The organism is Paenibacillus phyllosphaerae (genome assembly GCF_014192105.1).
In the GTDB taxonomy this organism is placed as follows: Bacteria; Bacillota; Bacilli; order Paenibacillales; family Paenibacillaceae; genus Paenibacillus_Z; species Paenibacillus_Z phyllosphaerae.
In genome coordinates, this window is the sequence record NZ_JACHXK010000011.1 from 13,026 (window position 1) to 33,063 (window position 20,038).

20 protein-coding genes are annotated in these 20,038 nt (G+C 55.4%); 5 read left to right on the forward strand and 15 right to left on the reverse strand.

The features are described from left to right. Positions 1–50 precede the first annotated feature (50 nt). The 3 genes from FHS18_RS20905 to FHS18_RS20915 all read right to left on the reverse strand — a co-directional run bounded on the left by FHS18_RS20905 (position 51) and on the right by FHS18_RS20915 (position 7,203). Positions 51–5,876 carry a 5'-nucleotidase C-terminal domain-containing protein gene (locus FHS18_RS20905; protein WP_183602235.1) on the reverse strand — a complete coding sequence of 1,942 codons (5,826 nt, stop codon included), beginning with the start codon at positions 5,874–5,876 and terminating at the stop codon, positions 51–53. Between the two features lie 414 nt (positions 5,877–6,290). Next, a complete protein-coding gene (locus FHS18_RS20910) occupies positions 6,291–6,710 on the reverse strand; it encodes an NUDIX hydrolase (protein WP_183602236.1) in 420 nt (139 codons plus the stop codon). A 64-nt stretch (positions 6,711–6,774) separates the two neighbouring features. Continuing rightward, positions 6,775–7,203 (reverse strand): Lrp/AsnC family transcriptional regulator, encoded by a 429-nt coding sequence (locus FHS18_RS20915; RefSeq protein WP_183602237.1) that lies wholly within the window; start codon positions 7,201–7,203, stop codon positions 6,775–6,777. A gap of 153 nt (positions 7,204–7,356) precedes the next feature. Here FHS18_RS20915 and FHS18_RS20920 point away from each other — a divergent pair, with 153 nt between their 5' ends. Then, the gene (locus FHS18_RS20920; protein ID WP_183602239.1) at positions 7,357–8,415 is read left to right on the forward strand and encodes an oxidoreductase; all 1,059 of its coding nucleotides are present in this window, start codon (positions 7,357–7,359) and stop codon (positions 8,413–8,415) included. 86 nt (positions 8,416–8,501) lie between these two features. Here FHS18_RS20920 and FHS18_RS20925 read toward each other — a convergent pair whose 3' ends face one another. From FHS18_RS20925 to FHS18_RS20935, 3 genes are read right to left on the reverse strand one after another with little or no spacing between them, the layout of a single operon-like run. Beyond that, complete coding sequence (locus FHS18_RS20925) at positions 8,502–8,996, reverse strand: DinB family protein (RefSeq protein WP_183602241.1); 495 nt, start codon at positions 8,994–8,996, stop codon at positions 8,502–8,504. Positions 8,997–9,032: 36 nt separating this feature from the next. Beyond that, positions 9,033–9,899, reverse strand: a complete 867-nt coding sequence (locus FHS18_RS20930; protein WP_183602243.1) for a YwqG family protein — start codon at positions 9,897–9,899, stop codon at positions 9,033–9,035. A gap of 54 nt (positions 9,900–9,953) precedes the next feature. Further along, positions 9,954–10,340, reverse strand: a complete 387-nt coding sequence (locus FHS18_RS20935; RefSeq protein ID WP_183602245.1) for a VOC family protein — start codon at positions 10,338–10,340, stop codon at positions 9,954–9,956. Between the two features lie 182 nt (positions 10,341–10,522). Between FHS18_RS20935 and FHS18_RS20940 the strand changes: the two genes are divergently transcribed. Further along, positions 10,523–11,023, forward strand: a complete 501-nt coding sequence (locus FHS18_RS20940; RefSeq protein ID WP_183602247.1) for a hypothetical protein — start codon at positions 10,523–10,525, stop codon at positions 11,021–11,023. A 152-nt stretch (positions 11,024–11,175) separates the two neighbouring features. On the opposite strand, the gene FHS18_RS20945 is transcribed toward FHS18_RS20940, so the two are convergent. From FHS18_RS20945 to FHS18_RS20965, 5 genes are all read right to left on the reverse strand, one after another. After that, positions 11,176–11,379 carry a hypothetical protein gene (locus FHS18_RS20945; protein WP_183602249.1) on the reverse strand — a complete coding sequence of 68 codons (204 nt, stop codon included), beginning with the start codon at positions 11,377–11,379 and terminating at the stop codon, positions 11,176–11,178. An 82-nt stretch (positions 11,380–11,461) separates the two neighbouring features. After that, positions 11,462–11,737, reverse strand: coding sequence for a hypothetical protein (locus FHS18_RS20950; RefSeq protein ID WP_183602251.1), 276 nt, complete (start codon positions 11,735–11,737; stop codon positions 11,462–11,464). A 113-nt stretch (positions 11,738–11,850) separates the two neighbouring features. Then, entirely contained in the window at positions 11,851–12,225 is a 375-nt protein-coding gene (locus FHS18_RS20955) for a hypothetical protein (protein ID WP_183602253.1), read from the reverse strand. A gap of 193 nt (positions 12,226–12,418) precedes the next feature. Further along, a complete protein-coding gene (locus FHS18_RS20960) occupies positions 12,419–13,225 on the reverse strand; it encodes an AAC(3) family N-acetyltransferase (protein ID WP_183602255.1) in 807 nt (268 codons plus the stop codon). A 37-nt stretch (positions 13,226–13,262) separates the two neighbouring features. Continuing rightward, positions 13,263–13,409: a hypothetical protein gene (locus tag FHS18_RS20965; protein ID WP_183602257.1), complete on the reverse strand. Its 147-nt coding sequence runs from the start codon at positions 13,407–13,409 to the stop codon at positions 13,263–13,265. Positions 13,410–13,501: 92 nt separating this feature from the next. Here FHS18_RS20965 and FHS18_RS20970 point away from each other — a divergent pair, with 92 nt between their 5' ends. Both FHS18_RS20970 and FHS18_RS20975 read left to right on the forward strand, forming a co-directional pair. Then, positions 13,502–14,455, forward strand: coding sequence for a copper amine oxidase N-terminal domain-containing protein (locus tag FHS18_RS20970; RefSeq protein WP_183602259.1), 954 nt, complete (start codon positions 13,502–13,504; stop codon positions 14,453–14,455). A gap of 196 nt (positions 14,456–14,651) precedes the next feature. Next, the gene (locus FHS18_RS20975) at positions 14,652–14,936 is read left to right on the forward strand and encodes a hypothetical protein (RefSeq protein ID WP_183602260.1); all 285 of its coding nucleotides are present in this window, start codon (positions 14,652–14,654) and stop codon (positions 14,934–14,936) included. A 209-nt stretch (positions 14,937–15,145) separates the two neighbouring features. On the opposite strand, the gene FHS18_RS20980 is transcribed toward FHS18_RS20975, so the two are convergent. The 4 genes from FHS18_RS20980 to FHS18_RS20995 all read right to left on the reverse strand — a co-directional run bounded on the left by FHS18_RS20980 (position 15,146) and on the right by FHS18_RS20995 (position 18,598). Next, positions 15,146–16,615 carry an HD-GYP domain-containing protein gene (locus FHS18_RS20980; RefSeq protein WP_183602262.1) on the reverse strand — a complete coding sequence of 490 codons (1,470 nt, stop codon included), beginning with the start codon at positions 16,613–16,615 and terminating at the stop codon, positions 15,146–15,148. A gap of 209 nt (positions 16,616–16,824) precedes the next feature. Continuing rightward, positions 16,825–17,721, reverse strand: coding sequence for a DUF4097 family beta strand repeat-containing protein (locus tag FHS18_RS20985; protein WP_183602264.1), 897 nt, complete (start codon positions 17,719–17,721; stop codon positions 16,825–16,827). Further along, positions 17,718–18,281 carry an HAAS signaling domain-containing protein gene (locus tag FHS18_RS20990; RefSeq protein WP_183602266.1) on the reverse strand — a complete coding sequence of 188 codons (564 nt, stop codon included), beginning with the start codon at positions 18,279–18,281 and terminating at the stop codon, positions 17,718–17,720. The genes FHS18_RS20985 and FHS18_RS20990 overlap by 4 nt, the downstream gene beginning before the upstream one ends. Beyond that, the gene (locus tag FHS18_RS20995; RefSeq protein ID WP_183602268.1) at positions 18,278–18,598 is read right to left on the reverse strand and encodes a PadR family transcriptional regulator; all 321 of its coding nucleotides are present in this window, start codon (positions 18,596–18,598) and stop codon (positions 18,278–18,280) included. The genes FHS18_RS20990 and FHS18_RS20995 overlap by 4 nt, the downstream gene beginning before the upstream one ends. A 248-nt stretch (positions 18,599–18,846) precedes the next feature. Here FHS18_RS20995 and FHS18_RS21000 point away from each other — a divergent pair, with 248 nt between their 5' ends. Then, positions 18,847–19,725, forward strand: a complete 879-nt coding sequence (locus FHS18_RS21000) for an aldose epimerase family protein (RefSeq protein ID WP_343060608.1) — start codon at positions 18,847–18,849, stop codon at positions 19,723–19,725. Positions 19,726–20,038 lie beyond the last annotated feature (313 nt).

A 20,038-nucleotide genomic window follows, 5' to 3' on the forward strand; every position in this document is an offset into this window, starting at 1 on the left:
GACGTGGAGCGCCCCTTCTTGTTATTGCTGTATCCGTCTGCTGGCCGGGATTATTCCCAATCCAGAATTTGGCGAGCAAGGATGACGAGATCTTCCAGACCGATCTTGCCGTCGCCGTTCAGATCGTATGCACTTACCGCATTCCAGCCTTCATCGCCGGCTTTCATGCCGTAAGCTTTGGCCACAACCGCCAGGTCGCCGATGCTGACCTTGTCGTCATTGTTGTTGTCGCCCGGAATTTGCGTAATAACCAGACTGCGGAACTTCTGCAGCGCTGCCGCAAGCTCGGTTGCCGCTTGTTCCACTTGCGCTTGCGTTGCATCCTCATTGGCCGCTACGACCTTCGCCGCATCGATTGCCGCCTGAAGCGTTGCCTTGGAACCTCGCGGATATTGGCCTTTGCGGTTTCCTTCTACCGCTGCGTCAACCACCGACTGCGCTTCAGCGATCGCGCTGTTCAGCGCGGCTGTATCCACGCTAACGATGTTCAGGTTGTACGACGTGCCGTCGAGCTTCGTCTCTACCCCTTGACCATTCGCCGCAACCAGGTTCGCTACCGCAATCGTCGTCGAGCCGTTGCCTGCCTCCGCCTTCGCCTTGAACGTCAGCTGAGCAAGCTCCTGGTTCGGATCTGCTTGCGCTCCGTCCAAGTGAATACCGAGAATCCGGATCGTACCCAGCGTTTTCTCCTCATATTCCACAACCACGAACTTCTCCGGATCTTTGCTCGTCACGGAGACCAGCTCCAGCTTGGTCGCGTCATACGTCATCGTAATGTCCTGCGCGTATACTTCGCCGTCAACGCCATCCAGCCCGTAAGTCAGGCCGGTATCCTTGCCTGCTTTGACCGAACCGGAACCGCTAAGCGCAGCGCCTTTGGCCAGAGACTGCCCCTGCAGGTCGGTGATACGGCCTTCAACCGTCGGATTCAGCGTACCAACCTTCGCGATATACTCGTTGAATACTTCATAGTCGACGAGATTCAGCTCGTAGAATCGGCCTTCGCCCTTCGCCTTGGCCATCGAACGGTAGAAGTCGCCGCCATTGGCCATGAACGAGTTCGTCGCCACGATATAGTACGCGCTCGGATCAATCGCCTTGAACGTGCCGTCTTCCTGCTTGATCTCGACCTTCACGATCCGCTGGCCGACCTGCTTCACTTCGCCGGTAATCGAATCGACGATCTCGCCTTGCTTCGTCGAGTCGTAATAATAGCGCATGCCGGATACTTGCGGGAACCGGCCTTCGCCCGTCGTTACGCCGCTGACGCCGTTCTCGAGCGCCGCAATGATTTCTTCCCCGGTCATCTTCAACGCCGTCAGGTTGTTGCCGAATGGCATGACGGTCATAACCTCGCCAAGCGTAATGTCTCCGTCCTGCTTGCCTTCTGCGCTATACTTGATGGAAGCGCGAATACCGCCGCCATTCTGGATCGTGACGTAGCCTTTCACGTCGTTCTCTTTGACGAGGCTTTGGACTTTGGCGCGCATGCCGTCGGTCACCAAGTTACCAAAGTTCGTTTCTTTCTTACGGACATTGCCGCGTTCGCCGTCCAGCGTCACGCTTGTTTTGCCCACAACCGTTGTCTTGAGCGCTTCAAGCGCCGGCTTGTATTCCTCGTTCAGCTTCTTGGCCGCTTCCGGATCTTCGGCGAACGTATCCACCGCCGTCAGTTTGCCTGCCCACGAAGTCAGCACGCCGTCTTCGTTGAAGATCGCATCCACTTGACCCAGATTCGTGCCGTATTCGCCCGTCTGCACGATAATCGTCGGTTCCGAATCCGCGTTATGGACTTCCGGAGCCTTCAGCGTCGTATGCGAGTGGCCGCCGACGATGATGTCGATGCCCTCTACCTGTTCAGCGACTTCTTGGTCCACGGAGTAGCCCAGATGGGATAGGGCGACGATCTTATTCACGCCGGCTTCCTCGAGCATCTCGACCGCCGCTTGCGCGCTAGCGATATGCTCCTTGAAGGTCACGTCGCCCGGAGAAGACAGCGAGGCCGTATCTTCGGTCGTGAGGCCGATAATGCCGACTTGCTCGCCATTGATTTCTTTGATGATGGCTGGATAGATATTGGCGTCATCCGCAGGAGCGCCAACTTCATCCTTAAACAAACCGCTCAGGTTCGCATCCTTGCTGAAGTCCGCGTTCGCGCTGACGAACGGGAACGTAGCGCCAGTGACGAAATCTTTGAGCGCGGAAGTCCCTTTGTCGAACTCGTGGTTGCCGAACGTCATCGCGTCATAGCCGACATAGTTCATGAACCACAGGTCTGCAAGGCCGTTGAACTTGTTGAAGTAGAGCGTACCGGAGAAGACGTCGCCGGCATCCAGCAGCAGCGTATCCTCGTTGCGTGCAGCCTTGATCGCGCTGATGCGCTTGGCGACATTGTCCAGATGCGCATGCGTATCGTTCGTATGCAGGACGCGCAGGTTGAAGTCTTCCTCTTCCTCAGGCTTGTTCAGCACATCGATCTGCGCAAGCAGCGGATCGTGGTCGCTGACGCGTCCCAGATTCGTATCGAAATCGGCGTTGATGTGCACGATGTCGAGCTCCGATACCGATGCGAGCGAGTTGCTGACCAGCAGATGGTCGAGCGTCTGCGAGTTGCCTTGGTAGACGTAAGAATAGCGGTCGTTCGCCGGCAGCGCGTCCACCAGGTTCGTCAGCTTATCGCCTTTGGTAATCTCCAGCGTCTTGGAGAATTGGAAATCGTTCAGGTCGCCAAGGATGATGACATTGGCATCCGGATCCTGCTCATAGATCGAATCGACGAAGTTGTTCACGACGGCGGCGATCTTATGGCGCTGCACTTCGCTTCCGAGCGTCTCCGGCAGCGGCTGAACCGCGCCGTACGGCGCTTCGTCTCCGCCTTTGGAGTTGAAGTGGCTCGCGATCGTAATAACGCGCTCGCCCTTGAATTCGAATTCGGCCGCCAGCGGTTTGCGCGAGGCGTCGAAAGCTTCGTTCGTCGGATCGATCCGGCCAGGGTTCACGCTCAGGCCATTCTCGCCGTACGTAACGGCTTGCGTCGCCGATCCTTTGCCCGCTTCTTTCTCGACCAGTGTGACGCGAGCCGGGTTGTAGAGATAACCAACGCGGATGTTGCCGCCGCCTTGGCCGCCGTCCTGGTTGTTCACCGGCGCGATGTCGGTGTAGCTGTACTCAGGTCCGCCAGCCGCCTTGATCTCCGCGATCAGCGCCTCGAAGCTTGCGCTTGCATCGACCGTGCCGCTATCCGTCGGACCGTTATTGTCCTGCACCTCGACGAGGGCGACGATGTCCGGCTGCTTCAGGTTGCTCACGATCGCCTTGGCGATATTGTTCTTGCGCGTCACTTCGGATGCGCTTGTGTTGTTCCAGAAGTTCTCGATATTGAACGAAGCTACCGACAGCTTATCCTCCACAGGCGTCAGCGACGTCGTCTCGCGTGCATTGGAGCTCGATGTTACGCTCGGCAGGGCGCTGTCCGGCGTTACTTTATAATTGCTGTAATCATACGTCAGGACGCCCGTAACCGCGCCGTTAAACTTGTCGCCCGTCTTCACCTGCGAAGATGGCTCCTTCGCGATGAGCAGCTTCTGCGGGTTCATGTCGTCTTCCGTCAGCATGACGCCGCCCGCCGCGGTCAGCGTCTCGCTGGCCGACTGATCGCCGAGCAGAACCGGAACTTCGAAGTCGAACGGCCCGATAATGCGCGCGTCGTTCAGCTGCACCCGCATACCTTCGAGGCTCTCGTAGAAGTCGAGCGCATCCTCTTCCGGATCGAACTTCGTGAAGCCGTCATTGTCGATGATGCTTGTCGGCTGAATGCGGTCTCGGCCGATGACGATGGCATCAGGCACCGCATTGCCGCTTGTCCCCTTCGTAACGGCCGATGCCGTAATTTGGGTCGTGAGCAAATCGTTCGCGTCCGCGTAACCTTCTTCTTTCACTTCGGCTACCGAACCGGATACCGTCACGCTGTCGCCGACCGCTACCGTAACCGCGACTTTCGGCTCGAGCAGGATCGCTTCCGACGTCTTGTCGTCGTTATCCCACGCGCTCTTCGGCGCCTGGATATAGAACTTGCCGTCGCTGCGCTTCTGCGTCACGATCCCTTGCACGCCCGTGACCGTATGGCCGACGTACGGGGATTGATGGGATGCGCCCTGAATCGCGTGGATCGCCAGGTTATCGTAGGACTGCTGGATCGTGTAAGCGAACGAGTACACTTCGCTCGTCTGGCCGCTTGCGACGACGATCGCTTTGATCGTTGTGTCCGCGTTCACGGTGATCACGCCTGTATATGGCGTCGATGCCGCCGTCGGCGCGCTGCCGTCGGTCGTGTAATAGATCTGCCCGCCTGTTGCTGGCGTCGACAGCGTTACAGGAGTTCCGGCCGTAATGCGGCCGACTGCGCTTGGGCTCGCCACTACGGACAGCAGCTTCTTCGCGACATCGCTCTGCGAGCGCGGAACGAGCATGTAGTTGTTGTACGTGTAGGTGAGGACGCCCTGGATTTGCTCATACGTCTGGCCGGCTTCCACATACGGCGATTTCACCATGAACGCGTTGCCCTTCGAGTCGGTAACCTGGAACTCGTTGTACGAGTTGCCTGTGCCGATCGTGACGTTCTGCACTTTCACGAATTCTGCCTCGTAAGCTTCGCCATTCGCTGCGCCGATGTCGCTGCCCTCGACGAGCTGCGGCTCAGGCGTTCCCGCGCCGGCTTGCGTAATTTTGACATTACCCGCGTCCACCATGAGCTCGGCCAAGCCAAAGTAGTTCAATGCCGTCCCTGCCGCTTCGACCTTGTCGCCTACTTCGGCGGTAAGCGCCGAACCGCGGACGACAATGCCGCCTGTCGCATCCTGCACGTAGAGATTGTTCATGCCGCCGCTTGTTTCCTTATGCGTCACGATCCCGGCAATGATAGCACTCGTACCGTCAGCAAGCACGCGCGCAGCGCTGATCGTACTTACGCTCGACAGCGTGTACGTGAACGTCGTTGGAACCGTCGAAGATTCGCCCAGCTTCGCATAGGACTCGATCGTCGTATCCTTCGTGATGACGATCGGCGCTTCGTACAGCTTGAACTCCGTATCGTCCGCCGTCTTGTAGTAGATGCTCGCCCCGGCGGTTGTCGTCGTGAGCGTAATCGCGGTACCGGATGTTACCACGCCTGTCCCAGGGGAAGCCGTCACTTGCGCCAGCTCGAAGCCGTAGCTCGAATTGCGCGGATCCGGCGTTGCGACGTTAAAGTCGTTGGCGTTAACGTCCGTATCCAGACCTCTGCCGCCGGACGCCAGGTCCTTGCGGATGGCTGACGTCGTTGCCGAAATCGCCCCTGTTGCCGCTCCGCCTTCTGCCTCATTGACCGTGCCGTAGCCGACTTGGTCGACTAGCGAGCCACTGTTGTCTTTAATGCGAATTTTGCCGTTCGTGCCGCCCATAGCAAGATTGCCGGACTGGTCTGGCGACGGCAGCGCCGCGGCCGTCGTGCTCGCACCTGCCGCTTCTTGCACGAGATAGTAACCGCCCGCCTTGATCGTACCGGATGTGAGGGTATGAATATTGCTGCCGCTGGTTGGCCATGCTCCCGTCGCGGAAGCGTACTCAATCTGCCAGCCGGTCAGATCGATATCTTGATTCGTCGGATTATAGAGTTCGATAAAATCGTTCTTGAGCGGCGCGCCGCCGTTGCCGCCGCCTCCGTATACCTGCGAAATGACGATGTTGCTGCCGTCCACTGCCGCGTGCACCGGCAGACCGTAGCCTGTAAGCACAACGCCCGCTAACAGCGAACCGGCCAAAATGGTGCTGACCCGTCTCTTGATGACGTGATACGTAACCCGCATCTTCTCTTCTCCCTTCGCTTTGCCAAGATACATTCTGTATCATTCCTCGCATAGCATAACAACCAATTGTAAATTTAGCGTTAAATCCACAATTAGCTTCTGTTAAGGCTTGTACAATTCCGGCTTATTCGACAGCAAATCACCCCGCAAGCCTCATGCGCGCCATGCTTGGATGCATGACATCCGGCACGGTGCGCTAGAGCCGCGCAGGCCCGCAGCTATACGTTTTCTCACCGAGTATATCGTACGCCCTAGTTCCTATGTAAGGTAATATGACACCTTGCTTAGGGAACAGTATATACCAGATGAAGCAGCAAGGGCAATTGGACAATCTGCAGGATTTCGCGAAGGATTTCGTTACATAATGTCGCAGGACGAATGGAGAATTCTGACTTACCTCTGACACGTCCCCCGTCAAACATGAGGACATACTGGCTGGGATGCCCCCTAATCTTCGCCCATTAGTTTCTCCCGGTACAGCTTCGCTTGTTCGAGCATATGCCCGATATTGCCTTCGCTGGCATAGACGGACATATCGAAGAAATCGCGGTCGAGCGGCGACCAGCTGAGATCCTGCTCATCCCCGGCAGCCTCGACCTCCCGCTTCAGCCGGCCAGCATACACCTCCACGTAGCACTGCTGCCAGTGGTAGGTGAAATCCATCATATGCAGCAACGTCACATCAGCTTCGGAGATGCTGGTCTCCTCGAGCAGTTCCCGATATGCCGCCGCAAGCCCGGCTTCGCCCGGCTCGATTTTGCCGCCGACGAGGTTATATAGGCCTTTGTACGGGTCTTTCGCCCGTTTGCACAGGAGCAGCAGGTCCATCTCGGGATTGAATATCATAAGCACGTTATAGCCTTGCATGGCCTGCACTCCTTCCTGGTGATTTAAGACTCGCGGTGCGTACGCCTGCCTCCCACTCGCTTCGTCAAGGAATCAGCTTCGCCTGCTTGATCGGAGAAGACAGCACGATGAGCGTCGTCGAATCGCCGTGCGCGCCCAGCTCGTTGATGGCGCTCTCGAGTGTCTGCAGCGACTCGGTCACGACTTTAACGAGGAAATTATACTGATGTCCGCTGATGCGGTGCAGCTCGACCACATCGGGCGCCTGCCCGCAATATTCCACGAAACGATCGCAGCCCTTCGTATAGAACAAGATGAACGCCGCGATCGGCTTGTTGATTTTGTCCGGTGCGACGACCGCGCGGTAGTGATCGATGATCCCCTTCTCCTCCAGTCTCCTCACTCGCTCCGTAACGGCCGGCTGGGACAACGAAACGGCTTTGCCTAAGTCCGTCATCGACAGCCTCCCCTGATCTTGCAGCGCAAGCAAGATTTGTTTGTCCAGATCATCCATGGTGGCAGCTCCTTTATTATTAAGGTCAACTCGGTGGAATAAAAGGATTTTCAAGTTAATGATCACTTAACAACATTCATTTTCTATGTAACCATACGTTCTTATTATATAAAATAAATGCCATAGAAAGAATGCGCGAAGGAGAGGATAACAATGGGATCTAATCACAAATTGCTGCAGCCGGCGCGGATCGGCGCCTGGCAGCTGAGGAATCGAATCGCGATGGCGCCGATGACGCGCGGCTTCGCGAATGATGCATCCGGAGTGGTGGGAGAAGACGTTGCCGCTTACTATCGCCGACGGGCTAAGGACGGAATCGGCTTAATCATTACGGAGGGCATTACGCCTTCGCCTAGAGGAAAAGGCACTTTCGGCGTGCCGGGCTTGTATTCAATGGAGCAAGTGAAAGGATGGCGCAGCGTGACCGAAGCGGTACACGAGGAGGGCGGCACGATCTTCGCGCAGCTCTGGCATGTGGGCAGGCTGACCCATCCCGATCTGACGGGAGGCCTCGCGCCTCAAGCGCCTTCGGCACTGCAAGCAACCGGTCTCGTACATCGGCTGCGGAAGCCTTTTGCTCCGCCTGAGGCGATGTCGCCGAGCGAAATTCGGGAGGTTGTCCGCGAGTACAAGCAAGCTGCCCAACATGCGGTGGAAGCCGGATTCGACGGCGTCGAGCTCCATGGCGCACACGGCTACCTGATCGACCAATTCGCGACGGCGGTAACCAACCAGCGCACAGACCGCTATGGCGGCAATCGCGATGGCCGCCTCCTGCTCCTGAAGGAAATTCTCGCCGCTGTAGGCGATGTCGTCGCTATGGATCGAGTGGTCGTCCGCTTCTCCGAGTTGAAAGACGACCTTGCTCACTTCCGATGGGAGGAACCCGAGGCTGAAGTCCAAGTGTTCCTCGACGTCTTCCGATCGGCAGGTCTGCGCGTCATCCATCCGTCGACCAACGCATTCGCGAAGCCGTTATCGGGCGGCGATTGGACGCTGCACGAGCTCGTCCGCAAACATTGGGATGGCGATATCATCGGCGTAGGCGGATTGTCCGCCGATTCAGCGTCGGAGGCGATTCGCAGCGGCGTGATCGATGTAGCCGCATTCGGCCGGCCGTTGCTCGCCAATCCGGATTTCGTGCAACGGCTGCGAGAAGGAAAGCCGCTAGCGCCATACGAACCCTCCGTGCACCTCAAGCATCTGCGGTAAACGCAAGCAGCTTCGTTCGCGCTCGGAGACTAAACAAGCCGAAAGCCGATCGATCGGTAAGATCGGACCGGCTTTCGGCATTTATTTTATACGGAAGGATGCACGATCGGATCGAACAAACCTCTACGGATGAGGTTCGCCGTAACCGGCTGCTTCCCGAGCTCACGCGACCAGATCGACAGCTGGCCGATATGGTGAATCTCATGGACGAGCACATGCTGCAACACTTCGCCGTACCGGAATTGCTCCCACTCGCCTTCGTGGTTCTGGTCCTTCAAGATGCGATCTTGCAGGCTGCCATCCCACGCATAGAGAAACGGAGCGATCTGGGCATGCGACTGGGCCGAATACTCCCGCAGCTTCGCTACGCTGTTGCAATCCTCGAAGTGTCGGAATTGCCCCTGACTGCCCTGCATACCGCTGATCCAGCCAAGCTCCACATTAATAATGTGATACAGCGTGTACAGGATGCTTCCCACGCCGCCCGTGCGCTGCTTCAGCAATTCTTCTTCATTCACCGTCTCGCACCAATTGAACCAATCCTCGCGAACTTGCCAGTTATATTCGAACAGTTTCAGCATCGTATACAGCCTCCTATGAGATCATCGATTGCTTCATCAACAGCACTGCAACTCGCATACGACCCGGTCGAACCGAAGCGCTCGCAGATCTTCCTCGTGGATCCAATAATAGATTCGTCCTACGTCCCCCCACATGATTCCGGTCTTCTCCTCCTCGGAATCGATCTGCAGCAGAAGCCGCCACTTGGAGGCAGACAGAAGGATGGCATCGCGAAGCTCGGGATTCCGCATGTCATCCCAATTGTATTCGCCGGTTGCGATTAGGCATCCGGTCTGCATGTCGCCCTGGATCTGATCAGGATGCCCCATGAAGCGATTGATATATCCTTCAGCTCGGAATGGCTTTAGGAACACCTCCCAATACTTATCGAAATCCTCCCTGTTGCCATTCCACCCAAGGCCCAGGCTTTCCAGATAGGCGGACTCCGACGCGGGAACCGACAGCCCCGGAATGAATGAGATCCGGTTCGGCTTCATTCGAGCTTCGTCCGTTAGACTGGCGGGCGTCTCCCTGCGCGTTAACTGACTGAGCTGCTCCCCATTCGTATAGATGACTCGGCATGTTAGAGGGTCGCCATAGAATTCATCGTCCTCGTACATACCCGCTACCGCATAGAAGAACGTTAGCAGTCCGCTCGCGGGCAGCGACTCGTCCAGCGCCGGACAGTCACGCAGATTAATTTGAGCGATGAACGTCATGTCGAAGTCCTTCCACCTCGGCCACGCTATCGCCTCCGGCAGATCCGGATTGCCGCCGGCCTTACTGCTCCCGACCGATATCTCCTCATCTGATGCAGGCTCCAGGTGCAGTTGGGCCGTTGGAAAAATCCAGCCGCCGATGGCCTGCGTATATTGCCCGAGGCCGGATCGTTCGAGCTGCTGAAGAATCTCGTCTCTGGTCATGTGTGAGCTCCTTAAAAGGTGATCAATTGCGCCTGACTGTCCATCTGGCTACTCTCAGATCCAGCCGGACCATACATCAAACCGATTCCCGTTCAAATCGTAAAACCTAAAGTTTTTGCGATTCCCATCATACAGCTTAATATCCGATACCTGTACTCCTCGCTCTACTAACGTGCTATGCGTCTCTTCGATGTTATCCGATTTAAACGTGAGTAAGTGCATTTCATAATCTTTACCTTCCCAATGGTCGGTTTGATAGGTCAGTTTCACGTCTTCTTTATGGTTCACGGTTACTAGCATGATCTCCGGACCATTCCCTAGATGAAAACTAAAGCCTGTCCAACGAACTCCTAGCTTCTCTTCATACCATTTAATCGTTCCTTCTTCGTTAATAACAGGCAAGTATACACAATCAATCTGACCTACGATCGGTTTGTTCATTGTGAGCCCTCCGCCTTTCCTATAATACCACATATTTACAATCTACTACTTGTAAATCCAATCTTCTTTTATGCCAACCATTTACCTCTGAATTGGGGAATCATATGAAACAAAGCAACTACCAGCAATTCACTTCGTATATCATTTCGAGTTTGAATGAGGTTGTATGAGGGGGAATATAGTTGGATCAGCTTAGAATAGAACCTATGAAGGGAATCGGCCTCTTACGGCTGGGCATGTCGCAGTCCGAGGTAGAAGATTGCCTCCAGATTTACACGGATAAATACGAAATCACGTACGAACAAAACCCGCTGCGATACCATGATCCAGGAGCGATTAAACGTAGTTTTCAGGTTGAATATGACGCTGAGGGAAGGGTGAACTTCATTCAAATTTGCTCTTCGTTGAAGGATGTGGTCCGTTGCACGTTTGAGACTTGGGACGTATTCAATATGAAAGCGGAGGAATTGGTGGACAGGATTGATCAACTATCGAAATATGAACGTAATGGCTTTGATCTAGGATTCGATTATTATTTTCCCGAGCTAAACCTTTCTTTTTGGAGACCGGTTGCGCTGTCCGAATCCGACCTGCAGGAGAACTGGTTTAAGGAGCTCGCCCCCGCCATTCAGGAAGACGAGAAGAAGAACCTCTACTTTGAATGTGTGAGTATCAAATGCTAGCGCGGTTACGCGTTCAAAATCGGGAAGGCAGCCGGTCTTCGTTCGGATGTCTTCCCTTTTGTGTCGCAAACAGACGCGGCCCCAAGCCTGCTTTGCTAGCGAAGCAGGCTTTGCGAGGTAAACCTTATCTCGAACAATGAGTGCGCTCCCTGCTATTTTTGCACTTCCAATTCAGTATCTCGCTTCTTTTTGGGAAACCGCTCTCTTACAATCAAACCGCTGACGAAAAGCAGAACGGAAAACAACGGCATTATCGGAACAGGTTCAACAAAGAAAGTAACCACGTATTCGCCGCTTATGAAGATCTGCAGCAGAATCAGAAATATACCGGACAACATCAGTTTCACCGAAAGCATCTATATTCTCCCTTTAAGTTTCAATAGGATAAGTGACAACCCCTACATAAGTACATCTTCATTAACTTCAACCCAAGTATTCTCACTTCTCAATGGATAACAAGTATGGCGGTCCCCAGCTCTTTTGCTCATATCTAACCCAATACTTCTGTCCGACTTCGATCAGATCGCTAAAATCGATGGATGTCGTAACCTCCACAGGTCGTCCACCTTCATTTACGAGGGAAATGGAGTCAGATGCTTTCTTCACAATTGTCGCATATTCCACAGTAAGCGTCGTACTCGAAAGCTTGATAAAAATTGCAAAGATGAGCAAGGCAGCAACAACACCAATGACGACTTTCCATTTCGTTTTCATGCGGTGGATGCACCTCCATTCCTACGGAGATCCGGATAACGATCAATTATCGAAGCCGATAGACAGTCCACTATCCGCCGGATTCTTCCTGCCGACGAGACGTTGAACAACCATTAACCTGTAGGTCTGATCAAATCCTCCGGTTTCACGCTTCCTTTTCTATAAAAACAAACAGAGTTAAGCTTAGTTTCTCTGGTCTCAATATGTATCTTTCGCTTCCCAATCAAACCCGCGTAAATTTTCAGTTTGACATAGCCTGAATTCGTATGCACGATCGAGTATCCCTTATAGCGATCGAACTTGTTGTTGAACTCGCCGTCAATGATTAACTTGTCTCCAGACCACTTTACCTCGGTCAGCGTAATTTCTTTCACGTCCGCTGGTACTCTTATTACCCATACAAAAAGAAGAGCCAGCGGTATCAGTACTACCCACAGCAGCACCTTTCTTTTCTTGGTTGTGATCTCAAATGTCCATTCTCGTTCCAAATGCCTGCTCCTCACGACTGACAAGATGTTTGCCATATATCCCCTCTAAACTACCAGCTATTCAAAAGTATACCACTATTATTCCGCCTTCTAGTACCTCCCCCGCGCAAAAAAGCACTTCGCCTCCCCGAGACGAAGTGCTGCCATTGCCAACTAACTCCACCCTGCTGCCCGCGCTGCCATTACGTACTCGCTAAGCCCGATTCCGCTCCATCCACGCCGTCGCCCAATCGACAAGCTCCCGCTGCCGCATGAACCGAATCTCGGCATGCCCGACCCGATGAATCGGAAGTTGCTTCTCCCGTTCATACGCCTCGCCTAGTCGGACAAAATCGCTGTCGTCCACCGCCTGCGTGCTGTACGTGACCCACCGCCGTTTGCCGTCGACGAGGATCGCGCTGCTCTCTTCGGTCATCGTTTTGGACGGGAAATCCGCTCTGGTCTCAGCCAGGTGAAGCGAGGTATTCTTGTCGTGCCCGACGCCGATGAGCAGCACATGGCCATCGAGCCCATACAGCTTATCGACTGGCGATCCGGGTCCGAAAATGCAGCTCAGATCATGTCCTTCGGTCAAGTAAGCCGCATGTTTGCCGACGGCCGCAACCGAACGTGCCGGATGGTCGGAGCGCATAGCCCCGGGCCACTTGCGGAACATCTCGGCCACGACGCTCATGCCGATCGCCGGCGTTAGCGCCTTATCGTAGGCGGGCCAATGCTCGCGGATGATCGGCCACCACGCTTGAGGCGCTTCCCAATGAACGCCGGTTTGCGGATCGAGATTCTTCCACGTCTGCGATGGCATCATGATCGTCCCATCGATGCCCACAACCTCGAGCAGCGCCCGAATGAGCGTCTCAGCCCCGCCGACCACATAGCCGAGACTGCGCAGCGACGTATGGACGAATACCGTCTGCCCCTCCTGAAGCCCAATGTTCCTGAACGCCTCCACCAATTCATCCCGAGTCCAAATCACGCGCGTTTCTTCTGAAGCTGCCGACATCGTTAACCGCCTCCTCTTCGAATAAAACAATAACGCCCTAACACTTGCCGAACGCCAATAAACCCCGGCTCTCCTCAGGAGATCCGGGGTTGTTCTTCACGATCAGCGAAGAAGCATCGCCCTCAATTTGGCGCAGCATACGTGCAACGTCATTGTAATTGGCCCCCCTAATATTCGTCAACAACTTTCCATTTCTTCCTCCTGCTTACAAATCTCTCAGTTCCCTGTATGATGGTAGAGGTAAAATAAAGAGATGTTAGGGGAGGCTATCTGTCTATGAAACGCATTCTGACCATCCTGCTCGCCGCCATTCTGCTCATGATCGGGGCCGTCCCGGCTGCGCTTGCAGCTCCTGCTGCGATCAGCCTGTTCATTAATGGCGAGCAAATCCAAGACAACGGCATCAAACCCGTAACCGACGCGAAAGGCATCTACTTGCCTTACAAGCCGGTATTCGCGAAGCTGGGCTATGCGGTCGCTTATGACCCGAAAGCCAGGCTCATCGTGCTGACGAAGACGGGGATCAAAATCGCTTTTGCCCCGGGCAAGAATACGGCGCTCGTCAATGGCGTGAAGACCGCGCTGACCGTCGCCCCTCGAACGATCGGCAGCACCGTCTATGTGCCGCTGTCGTTCTTGCGAGAAGCCGCGCATGTCCCAGCGACTTATGAGCGGGCCACCGGTGCCATTCGGATCGGTCAAGCCGAAGACAAGTTTCTGCCGCCAGTTCAATTCGGCATGACGGTGGATGAGGTCAAGCAGCTGATGTCAACGGAACCAACCGGAGAGTTGGAAGAAGAGGGCAGGCAGCATCTGGTGAATTATTGGCTTCAAATCCCGAATGGCCGAAAAGGCTCATATACTTTCACGTTCGAGAACGGCAAGCTCGTTCAGATCTCCGTAGCGTATATGGAAACCTCTTGGAATTATGACGCCTCCATACAGACGTACAAGCAGGACAAGGCGTATCTAGAGCAGCTATACAATAACGGCAAGAACGCCACGGATACATACTGGAATACGAGTCCTGAAGAAGCACTCGAATATTTGGAAGAGTACGGAACGAGTAACGGCACGATCTATAAGGACGCGATTTCGTATGGGTTCATGGATCTTGCGGCCACTTACGAGCAGCCTAGCTTTTCCGTAGGTATCCGCTTCGCTAACGCTAATTGGGACGAACCAGGGGACCCCTTCTATTTTGAGATGATCACCTATACGAAGAAATAACCTTACCGCTTCTTCGCGTTCACAGCCTTAATCGCCTCTCAATCACGCGCATTTTTAGAAGTATTTAGCAAAATTTAACTTGAGTCCCTCCCCTGTCCTGTATTACGATTCATACGAGCTGATTGTAGTGGCCTGCATCGACCATTCTATCGATTCGTAGGCATCGCTCAATATACATAAAGGGGAAACAAACAACATGGATCCGAATGTAAACCCGCACTATTACCAATCCGCGCCGGAGCAGCAGGTGGCGCCGGTGATCTCCGTGAAGCACTGGATGCTCACGATACTTCTGATGGCGATTCCGATCGTGAATATCGTCATGCTGTTCGTGTGGGCTTTCGGCGGCGGCACGAATCCGACCAAAGCGAATTACGCCAAAGCAACTTTGATCTTTGCGCTTATCGGCATCGTATTCTACGTGGTCGTGATCGTTCTCTTCCTAGGCACATTCGCCGCGAATATGAATATGGCACCCTAGCAAGAACAAAGGGAGAGCGCCTCGGCGCTCTCCCTTTTCCTTTAACGCTTCAACCCCGCCAGCGTCTTCGGCTCCATTCCGCCAAGGCGCCACTATATAAAAGCATAACCCTTAATTCTAGACCCCAATCAAGGTTCTAAACGCTTATCCCAACAAAAAAAGCCCCGAAAAACCATGGAAATGGCCTTCCGGGACTTGCTATAACTCTATTAACCGCTTATGGCGCGTTCGTCCTTATTCGGAACGAGACGGATATAACGGTCCGAAGCGGCGATCTCGAGCAGGAACGCTTCATCGCTCGTGCCGAGCCGCTGCCAGGCTTCCACGCACATCGGGTCAAAGTGCGTGCCGCTTCCTTCGACGATGATGCGCATCGCCTCATCGTGGGACATCGCTTTGCGGTACGACCGCGAGGAGGTCAGCGCATCGTACACATCCGCTACGGCGGCGATCCGGGCAAGCAGCGGAATTCGTTCGCCGGCCAGCCGGTCGGGGTAGCCGGTGCCGTCCCATTTTTCATGATGGGATCGAATGATCGACAGTTCATCCGGGAAGAAGCCGAGCTGCTTGCACACGTCATACCCCCAGACCGGGTGGCGCTCGATGAGGCTTCGTTCCTCCGGCGACAGCTTGCCCGGTTTGTTCAGCACCGCATCCGGCACCTTGATCTTGCCGACGTCATGGACGACGCCGCCCTGCGCGATCGCGCGAAGCTCCTCCGTGGAGCGCCCCATCTCCTCCGCCAGCCGCAGCGCGTACAGCGCGACGCGCATATTATGTCCGGCCGTATAGGCGTCGCGCACCTCGGTCGCCATGATAAGCGCACGGACGCTTGGCGTAATGCAGGCTTCAAGCCACGCGCGAGGGTCGGATTTGAACAACACTCTCAGAGAGGATTGGAAGGAGCCCTGGGCAAAATACTGCCGCCCCAGCCCGTCGATCATGACCAGCATGGAACCGACCAACAGTACGTGGTACAGCCACCAGCTCAGCCGCCAAGCTTCGCCGGTCGTCATAATATATTGGGCCGCGATTATAAGCCCCGTACTATAGACAATCGCCTGCTGCAAAGGAAACCCCGCAGCGAGATAAGATCTGCGGTAACGAACGATCGTCCATAGGCATCCGAATACCGTCAGCGTCGCCGAGATCCAATTGTAAGGCTTCTGGCTGATCGGCAAGGACTGGATGACTTCCGGGGCAAAAAAAGCGGCGGCGCACAACAGCGCCAGCACGCCGCCCCACACCGGCATAAGAATCATCCGCCTGCGTGCCAGCCATTGCACGATAGGATTATCGGTCGAAGCCGCGGACAAGCATAACCAGATGACCGCCAGCAGTAAGCTCAGCTGCGACGCTATGCCCGGCAAGGAGGAATCGTGCATCAGGAAGCCGGGCGTGGATAACCCGTGCAGAATAAACAATTCGGCGAGCGACAGATAGGCGAGCGCGAGGAACTCGACCTTGATGTTGCGAAGGCGATAGCCCGCAAAACCTACGGCCACGGCCAGTATCGTCGAGAGCGCCGCGATTATGCTTACAATATAGAAATGACCATGAGGGGAATGGATCATCAGATCGTAGGCCGCAGAGGAGCGCAGCCATTCATAGCCGACCAGAGGGAGAATCGTCGCGAGCAGTGGGCCGCCGATTAGGGCGGTTCTCCCTTTCACGCGCATGCCTATTCCTCCTATTCTTAGTAGGTCTTTATACCGTATGGTGCACTCCTCTCAGCATACGCCGCTCCGCTCTATGCCGTCAATCCAAGTTATCGTCCGCCTGGCTTGGCGGGAGCTAAAGATTGCCTAAACACCCCGCCCCGCTCCCAAGCTCCATACTGACGCTGCATAATTCTGTGTGTTCCCTCTCCCCCTTGCCAGACTAGGCGCTATCGGCGCTCTAAATTGATATTCCCCGAGCCCGTCTCAAGCTCAATCTCGAACTGGCCGCCGCCGAACACGAGCGTCCGCTTCCGGTCATCGTCCTGATAGCTGCCGCCCCACTCGTTCTTCAGATCGCCCGAGCCCGTCTCGTACTGAATCTTCGCCGAAGCCGGCTCCTCGTCCGTCGCGATCGTCACGTTGCCGCTTCCGGTCTCCGCCTGGATCCCGCCCGTCAGCGACTTGGACGAGATGTGGATATTGCCGCTCCCCGTCTCGGCATCGATCTGCCCAGCCGTCACGTCGCTCAGCTTCACGTTGCCGCTGCTGACATCCACGTCGAGCTTCTCCAGCTCGCTGGCGTCGACATTCATATTGCCGGAGCCCGCTTCGACGGCAACCTTGCCCGCCTTGATCTGATGGAGGCTTACATTGCCGGATCCCAGCTCCAGCTTAATTTCCTTGGCTTCCAGCTGCGACAGGTCGGTATTGCCGCTGCCTCCGTTAATCGTCAGCTTCTCCCATTGCGCCTGCGGCAGTTCAAGACGCAGATCCACATCCAGAATGTTCACGCCGATGCTGAATCCCGTGCCTGCTTTCACTTGTACCTTCAGTTCATTGCCGCTGCGTTCCAGCTCCAGCTTGATCTTATCCCGGAATTTTTTGCTCGCCCGGCCATCCAGGGAGGCGACGATCTCGCTGCCCGTCCCCGGCACGATGTCCACGTCCGCGCTGCCCGTCTGCAGCATAATCGACTTCAAGCCATCCGCGCTTATGCGCTCCACCTTCTCCACCTTCTCGGTGCCGAACGAGAAGGCATCAGCTCCCATGGAGCCTAACGTTACCCCTGTTCCGATGAGCCCGACCACGACAAGGATCAAGGCCACTACAATCCAGTTTCTCATCGCTTACTCCCTCCAATAATTCGTCCATTGAATTTCAGATAGCGGATCGTCATCTGCATGACGCCGCGCGTCATCGACTTCATCCCTGCGCCGGACAGCATCGCGAGGCCGATCAGCGTCATCGCGATGAACGTGCCCTGCACCCGATTGAACGCCTCTCCGTTCAGCCCCTCGATCACGGCAACGACCGCCCCGATCGCCAGTGCAGCGACGACCGCCCATAAGGCAAGCACAACGCCGAGCAGCGCTAGATAAGGCCCGAGGACGAAGACGAGGTTAACGAAACCCATGCCCACCGTCGCGAACACCGCCCGGGAGACCGAACCGACTTTGCCGCTCTTCTCCGCCTGTTCCACCCGGTAGCCGAGCAGCAGCTCTCTGGCGATGATCCGAGGGTCGCCCAGCTCCGCGGCTGCCGCCTCCTCGCTTCGTCCCTGCTCGGCCGCCGCGCGGAAATGCTCCTCGTAGTCGTACATCCATTCTTTGCGCAGCGGCTCTGGCACCGGTGACAGCAGCTGCCACAGCTGATTCAAATATTGCTCTCTCACCCTCATGTTCATCGCTCGACACCTTCCTTAATCAGTTCATCGACCGCCAGTTGAAACGTTCGCCACTCCTTGATTTGTGATATCAAGTGCGAATGCCCGAGCGGGGTCAGCTTGTAATATTTGCGCGGCGGCCCTTCCGGGGATTCCTGCAAATAGGTGGAGAAATAACCTTCCTGCGTCAGCCGGTTCAGCAGCGGATAGACGCTGCCTACGGCAACCTCGAACTTCGAGGACATCGCGACCGCGAGCTCGTAGCCGTAGCGGTCTTCCCAGGCGGTTAAGGCGAGGACGCACAGATCGAGCACGCCTTTCTTAAACTGCACATTCATAGAACGCGCCCCCTATAACTCATAACTTGGTATTCATCATTATCGAATAGCTACGCGCACTAGATATCGGTACAGGGAAATCATACCATGCCGTGCATACGCGGCTCCTCCTCCTCCTTGCGTAAATTCCCCTCGGTCTCAAGACCGAGGCCTTGCCGAATCGGTTCGTGCCCATCATGGACAAAATATGGTATTCTAACGCTAGACAAATTTCGCCAAAACTTGAGAGAACGAATAATGGAGGTTGGATGATGAGCCAGTACCAAGTCACAACGCATCAAGATACATACACCCTGTATACGTTAACGGAAAGCGCGACCGATTCTTCGGTGACGATCTGTCCGGAGCGCGGAGCGATCGCCATCAGCTGCAAACTGCGCGGCGAGGAGCTGTTCTACCTCGACCGGGACACTTTCATCGACCCGGAGGCTAATATTCGCGGCGGCAATCCGATCCTGTTCCCGATCTGCGGCCAGCTGGTGAACGGCGCTTACGAATGGGACGGCGTCGTCTATCAGATGCGCAATCACGGCGTTGCCCGCAACCGCGCATGGGAGGTCGTCTCGACGTCCGAAGAAGGCGAAGCTTCGCTTACCGTGCGCCTGACCGCGGGCGAAGGCACGTATAATGAATATCCATGGAACTTCGCGCTCGAGTTCACCTATACGCTCAAGGACGGACAGCTCCATATCCGCCAAGTCTATGCCAACCAAGCGGATACCGATATGCCGGTATATGCCGGTTTCCATCCGTACTTCAACATCAGCTCGAAGAAATTCGTCTACGAGACGGATGCGACGAAATTCCTCGATTACAACGACAACGTCGTCAAGCCGATTGACGGCGCCATCGATATGGACGGGCTGAAGGAATCGATCGCCTTGTTGGACGCTCAGGAGCGCCAGATCGCCTTCCCGGGTCCCGATGGCACCGGCCGCGTCCGCTTAACGTATAGCGACGACTTCAAGTACGTCGTCCTGTGGCAAGTGGACGGCAAGCCGTTCATCTGCGTGGAGCCGTGGATGGCGCTCAACGCGGAGCTGAACCGCAAAGAGGAGCTGCCGATGATTCCGGCAGGGACGACGCGTAATCTGGTGGTTACGATCGGCTACACGCCGGGTGAATAGGAAGGGCTTCGCCCTTTGGAACCCGTTGTCTATCCTCGCCCCTTCCCCCTCCATTGGAGGGGAACCAGAGGGCAACTGCCCTCTGGACACCCGTAAACGGCGTCGCTCGATACGCGGCCGTCTTCGATGTGTGCTTTCGCCGCATTGACTCGCGTTGTCCTTTGGACAAAGCTTCATGCCCGCTTCCATACGCCACTTTTTGCCTTGGTGTGATATCCTGCTGATGCATGCGCCACAATGCCTCATCGTGCTGACCTTCGCTTGACGTCCACTTTGTGGACACGCTCTACTTAAGAACAAGAGCACTAAATGT

What these genes read in the sequence shown, in the direction of transcription:
- FHS18_RS20905 (WP_183602235.1), bottom strand. Translation starts at nt 5,876, where the DNA reads ATGTATCTTGGCAAAGCGAAGGGAGAAGAGAAGATGCGGGTTACGTAT.
- FHS18_RS20910 (WP_183602236.1), bottom strand. Translation starts at nt 6,710, where the DNA reads ATGCAAGGCTATAACGTGCTTATGATATTCAATCCCGAGATGGACCTG.
- FHS18_RS20915 (WP_183602237.1), bottom strand. Translation starts at nt 7,203, where the DNA reads ATGGATGATCTGGACAAACAAATCTTGCTTGCGCTGCAAGATCAGGGG.
- FHS18_RS20920 (WP_183602239.1), top strand. Translation starts at nt 7,357, where the DNA reads ATGGGATCTAATCACAAATTGCTGCAGCCGGCGCGGATCGGCGCCTGG.
- FHS18_RS20925 (WP_183602241.1), bottom strand. Translation starts at nt 8,996, where the DNA reads ATGCTGAAACTGTTCGAATATAACTGGCAAGTTCGCGAGGATTGGTTC.
- FHS18_RS20930 (WP_183602243.1), bottom strand. Translation starts at nt 9,899, where the DNA reads ATGACCAGAGACGAGATTCTTCAGCAGCTCGAACGATCCGGCCTCGGG.
- FHS18_RS20935 (WP_183602245.1), bottom strand. Translation starts at nt 10,340, where the DNA reads ATGAACAAACCGATCGTAGGTCAGATTGATTGTGTATACTTGCCTGTT.
- FHS18_RS20945 (WP_183602249.1), bottom strand. Translation starts at nt 11,379, where the DNA reads ATGCTTTCGGTGAAACTGATGTTGTCCGGTATATTTCTGATTCTGCTG.
- FHS18_RS20950 (WP_183602251.1), bottom strand. Translation starts at nt 11,737, where the DNA reads ATGAAAACGAAATGGAAAGTCGTCATTGGTGTTGTTGCTGCCTTGCTC.
- FHS18_RS20960 (WP_183602255.1), bottom strand. Translation starts at nt 13,225, where the DNA reads ATGTCGGCAGCTTCAGAAGAAACGCGCGTGATTTGGACTCGGGATGAA.
- FHS18_RS20970 (WP_183602259.1), top strand. Translation starts at nt 13,502, where the DNA reads ATGAAACGCATTCTGACCATCCTGCTCGCCGCCATTCTGCTCATGATC.
- FHS18_RS20975 (WP_183602260.1), top strand. Translation starts at nt 14,652, where the DNA reads ATGGATCCGAATGTAAACCCGCACTATTACCAATCCGCGCCGGAGCAG.
- FHS18_RS20980 (WP_183602262.1), bottom strand. Translation starts at nt 16,615, where the DNA reads ATGCGCGTGAAAGGGAGAACCGCCCTAATCGGCGGCCCACTGCTCGCG.
- FHS18_RS20985 (WP_183602264.1), bottom strand. Translation starts at nt 17,721, where the DNA reads ATGAGAAACTGGATTGTAGTGGCCTTGATCCTTGTCGTGGTCGGGCTC.
- FHS18_RS20990 (WP_183602266.1), bottom strand. Translation starts at nt 18,281, where the DNA reads ATGAACATGAGGGTGAGAGAGCAATATTTGAATCAGCTGTGGCAGCTG.
- FHS18_RS20995 (WP_183602268.1), bottom strand. Translation starts at nt 18,598, where the DNA reads ATGAATGTGCAGTTTAAGAAAGGCGTGCTCGATCTGTGCGTCCTCGCC.
- FHS18_RS21000 (WP_343060608.1), top strand. Translation starts at nt 18,847, where the DNA reads ATGATGAGCCAGTACCAAGTCACAACGCATCAAGATACATACACCCTG.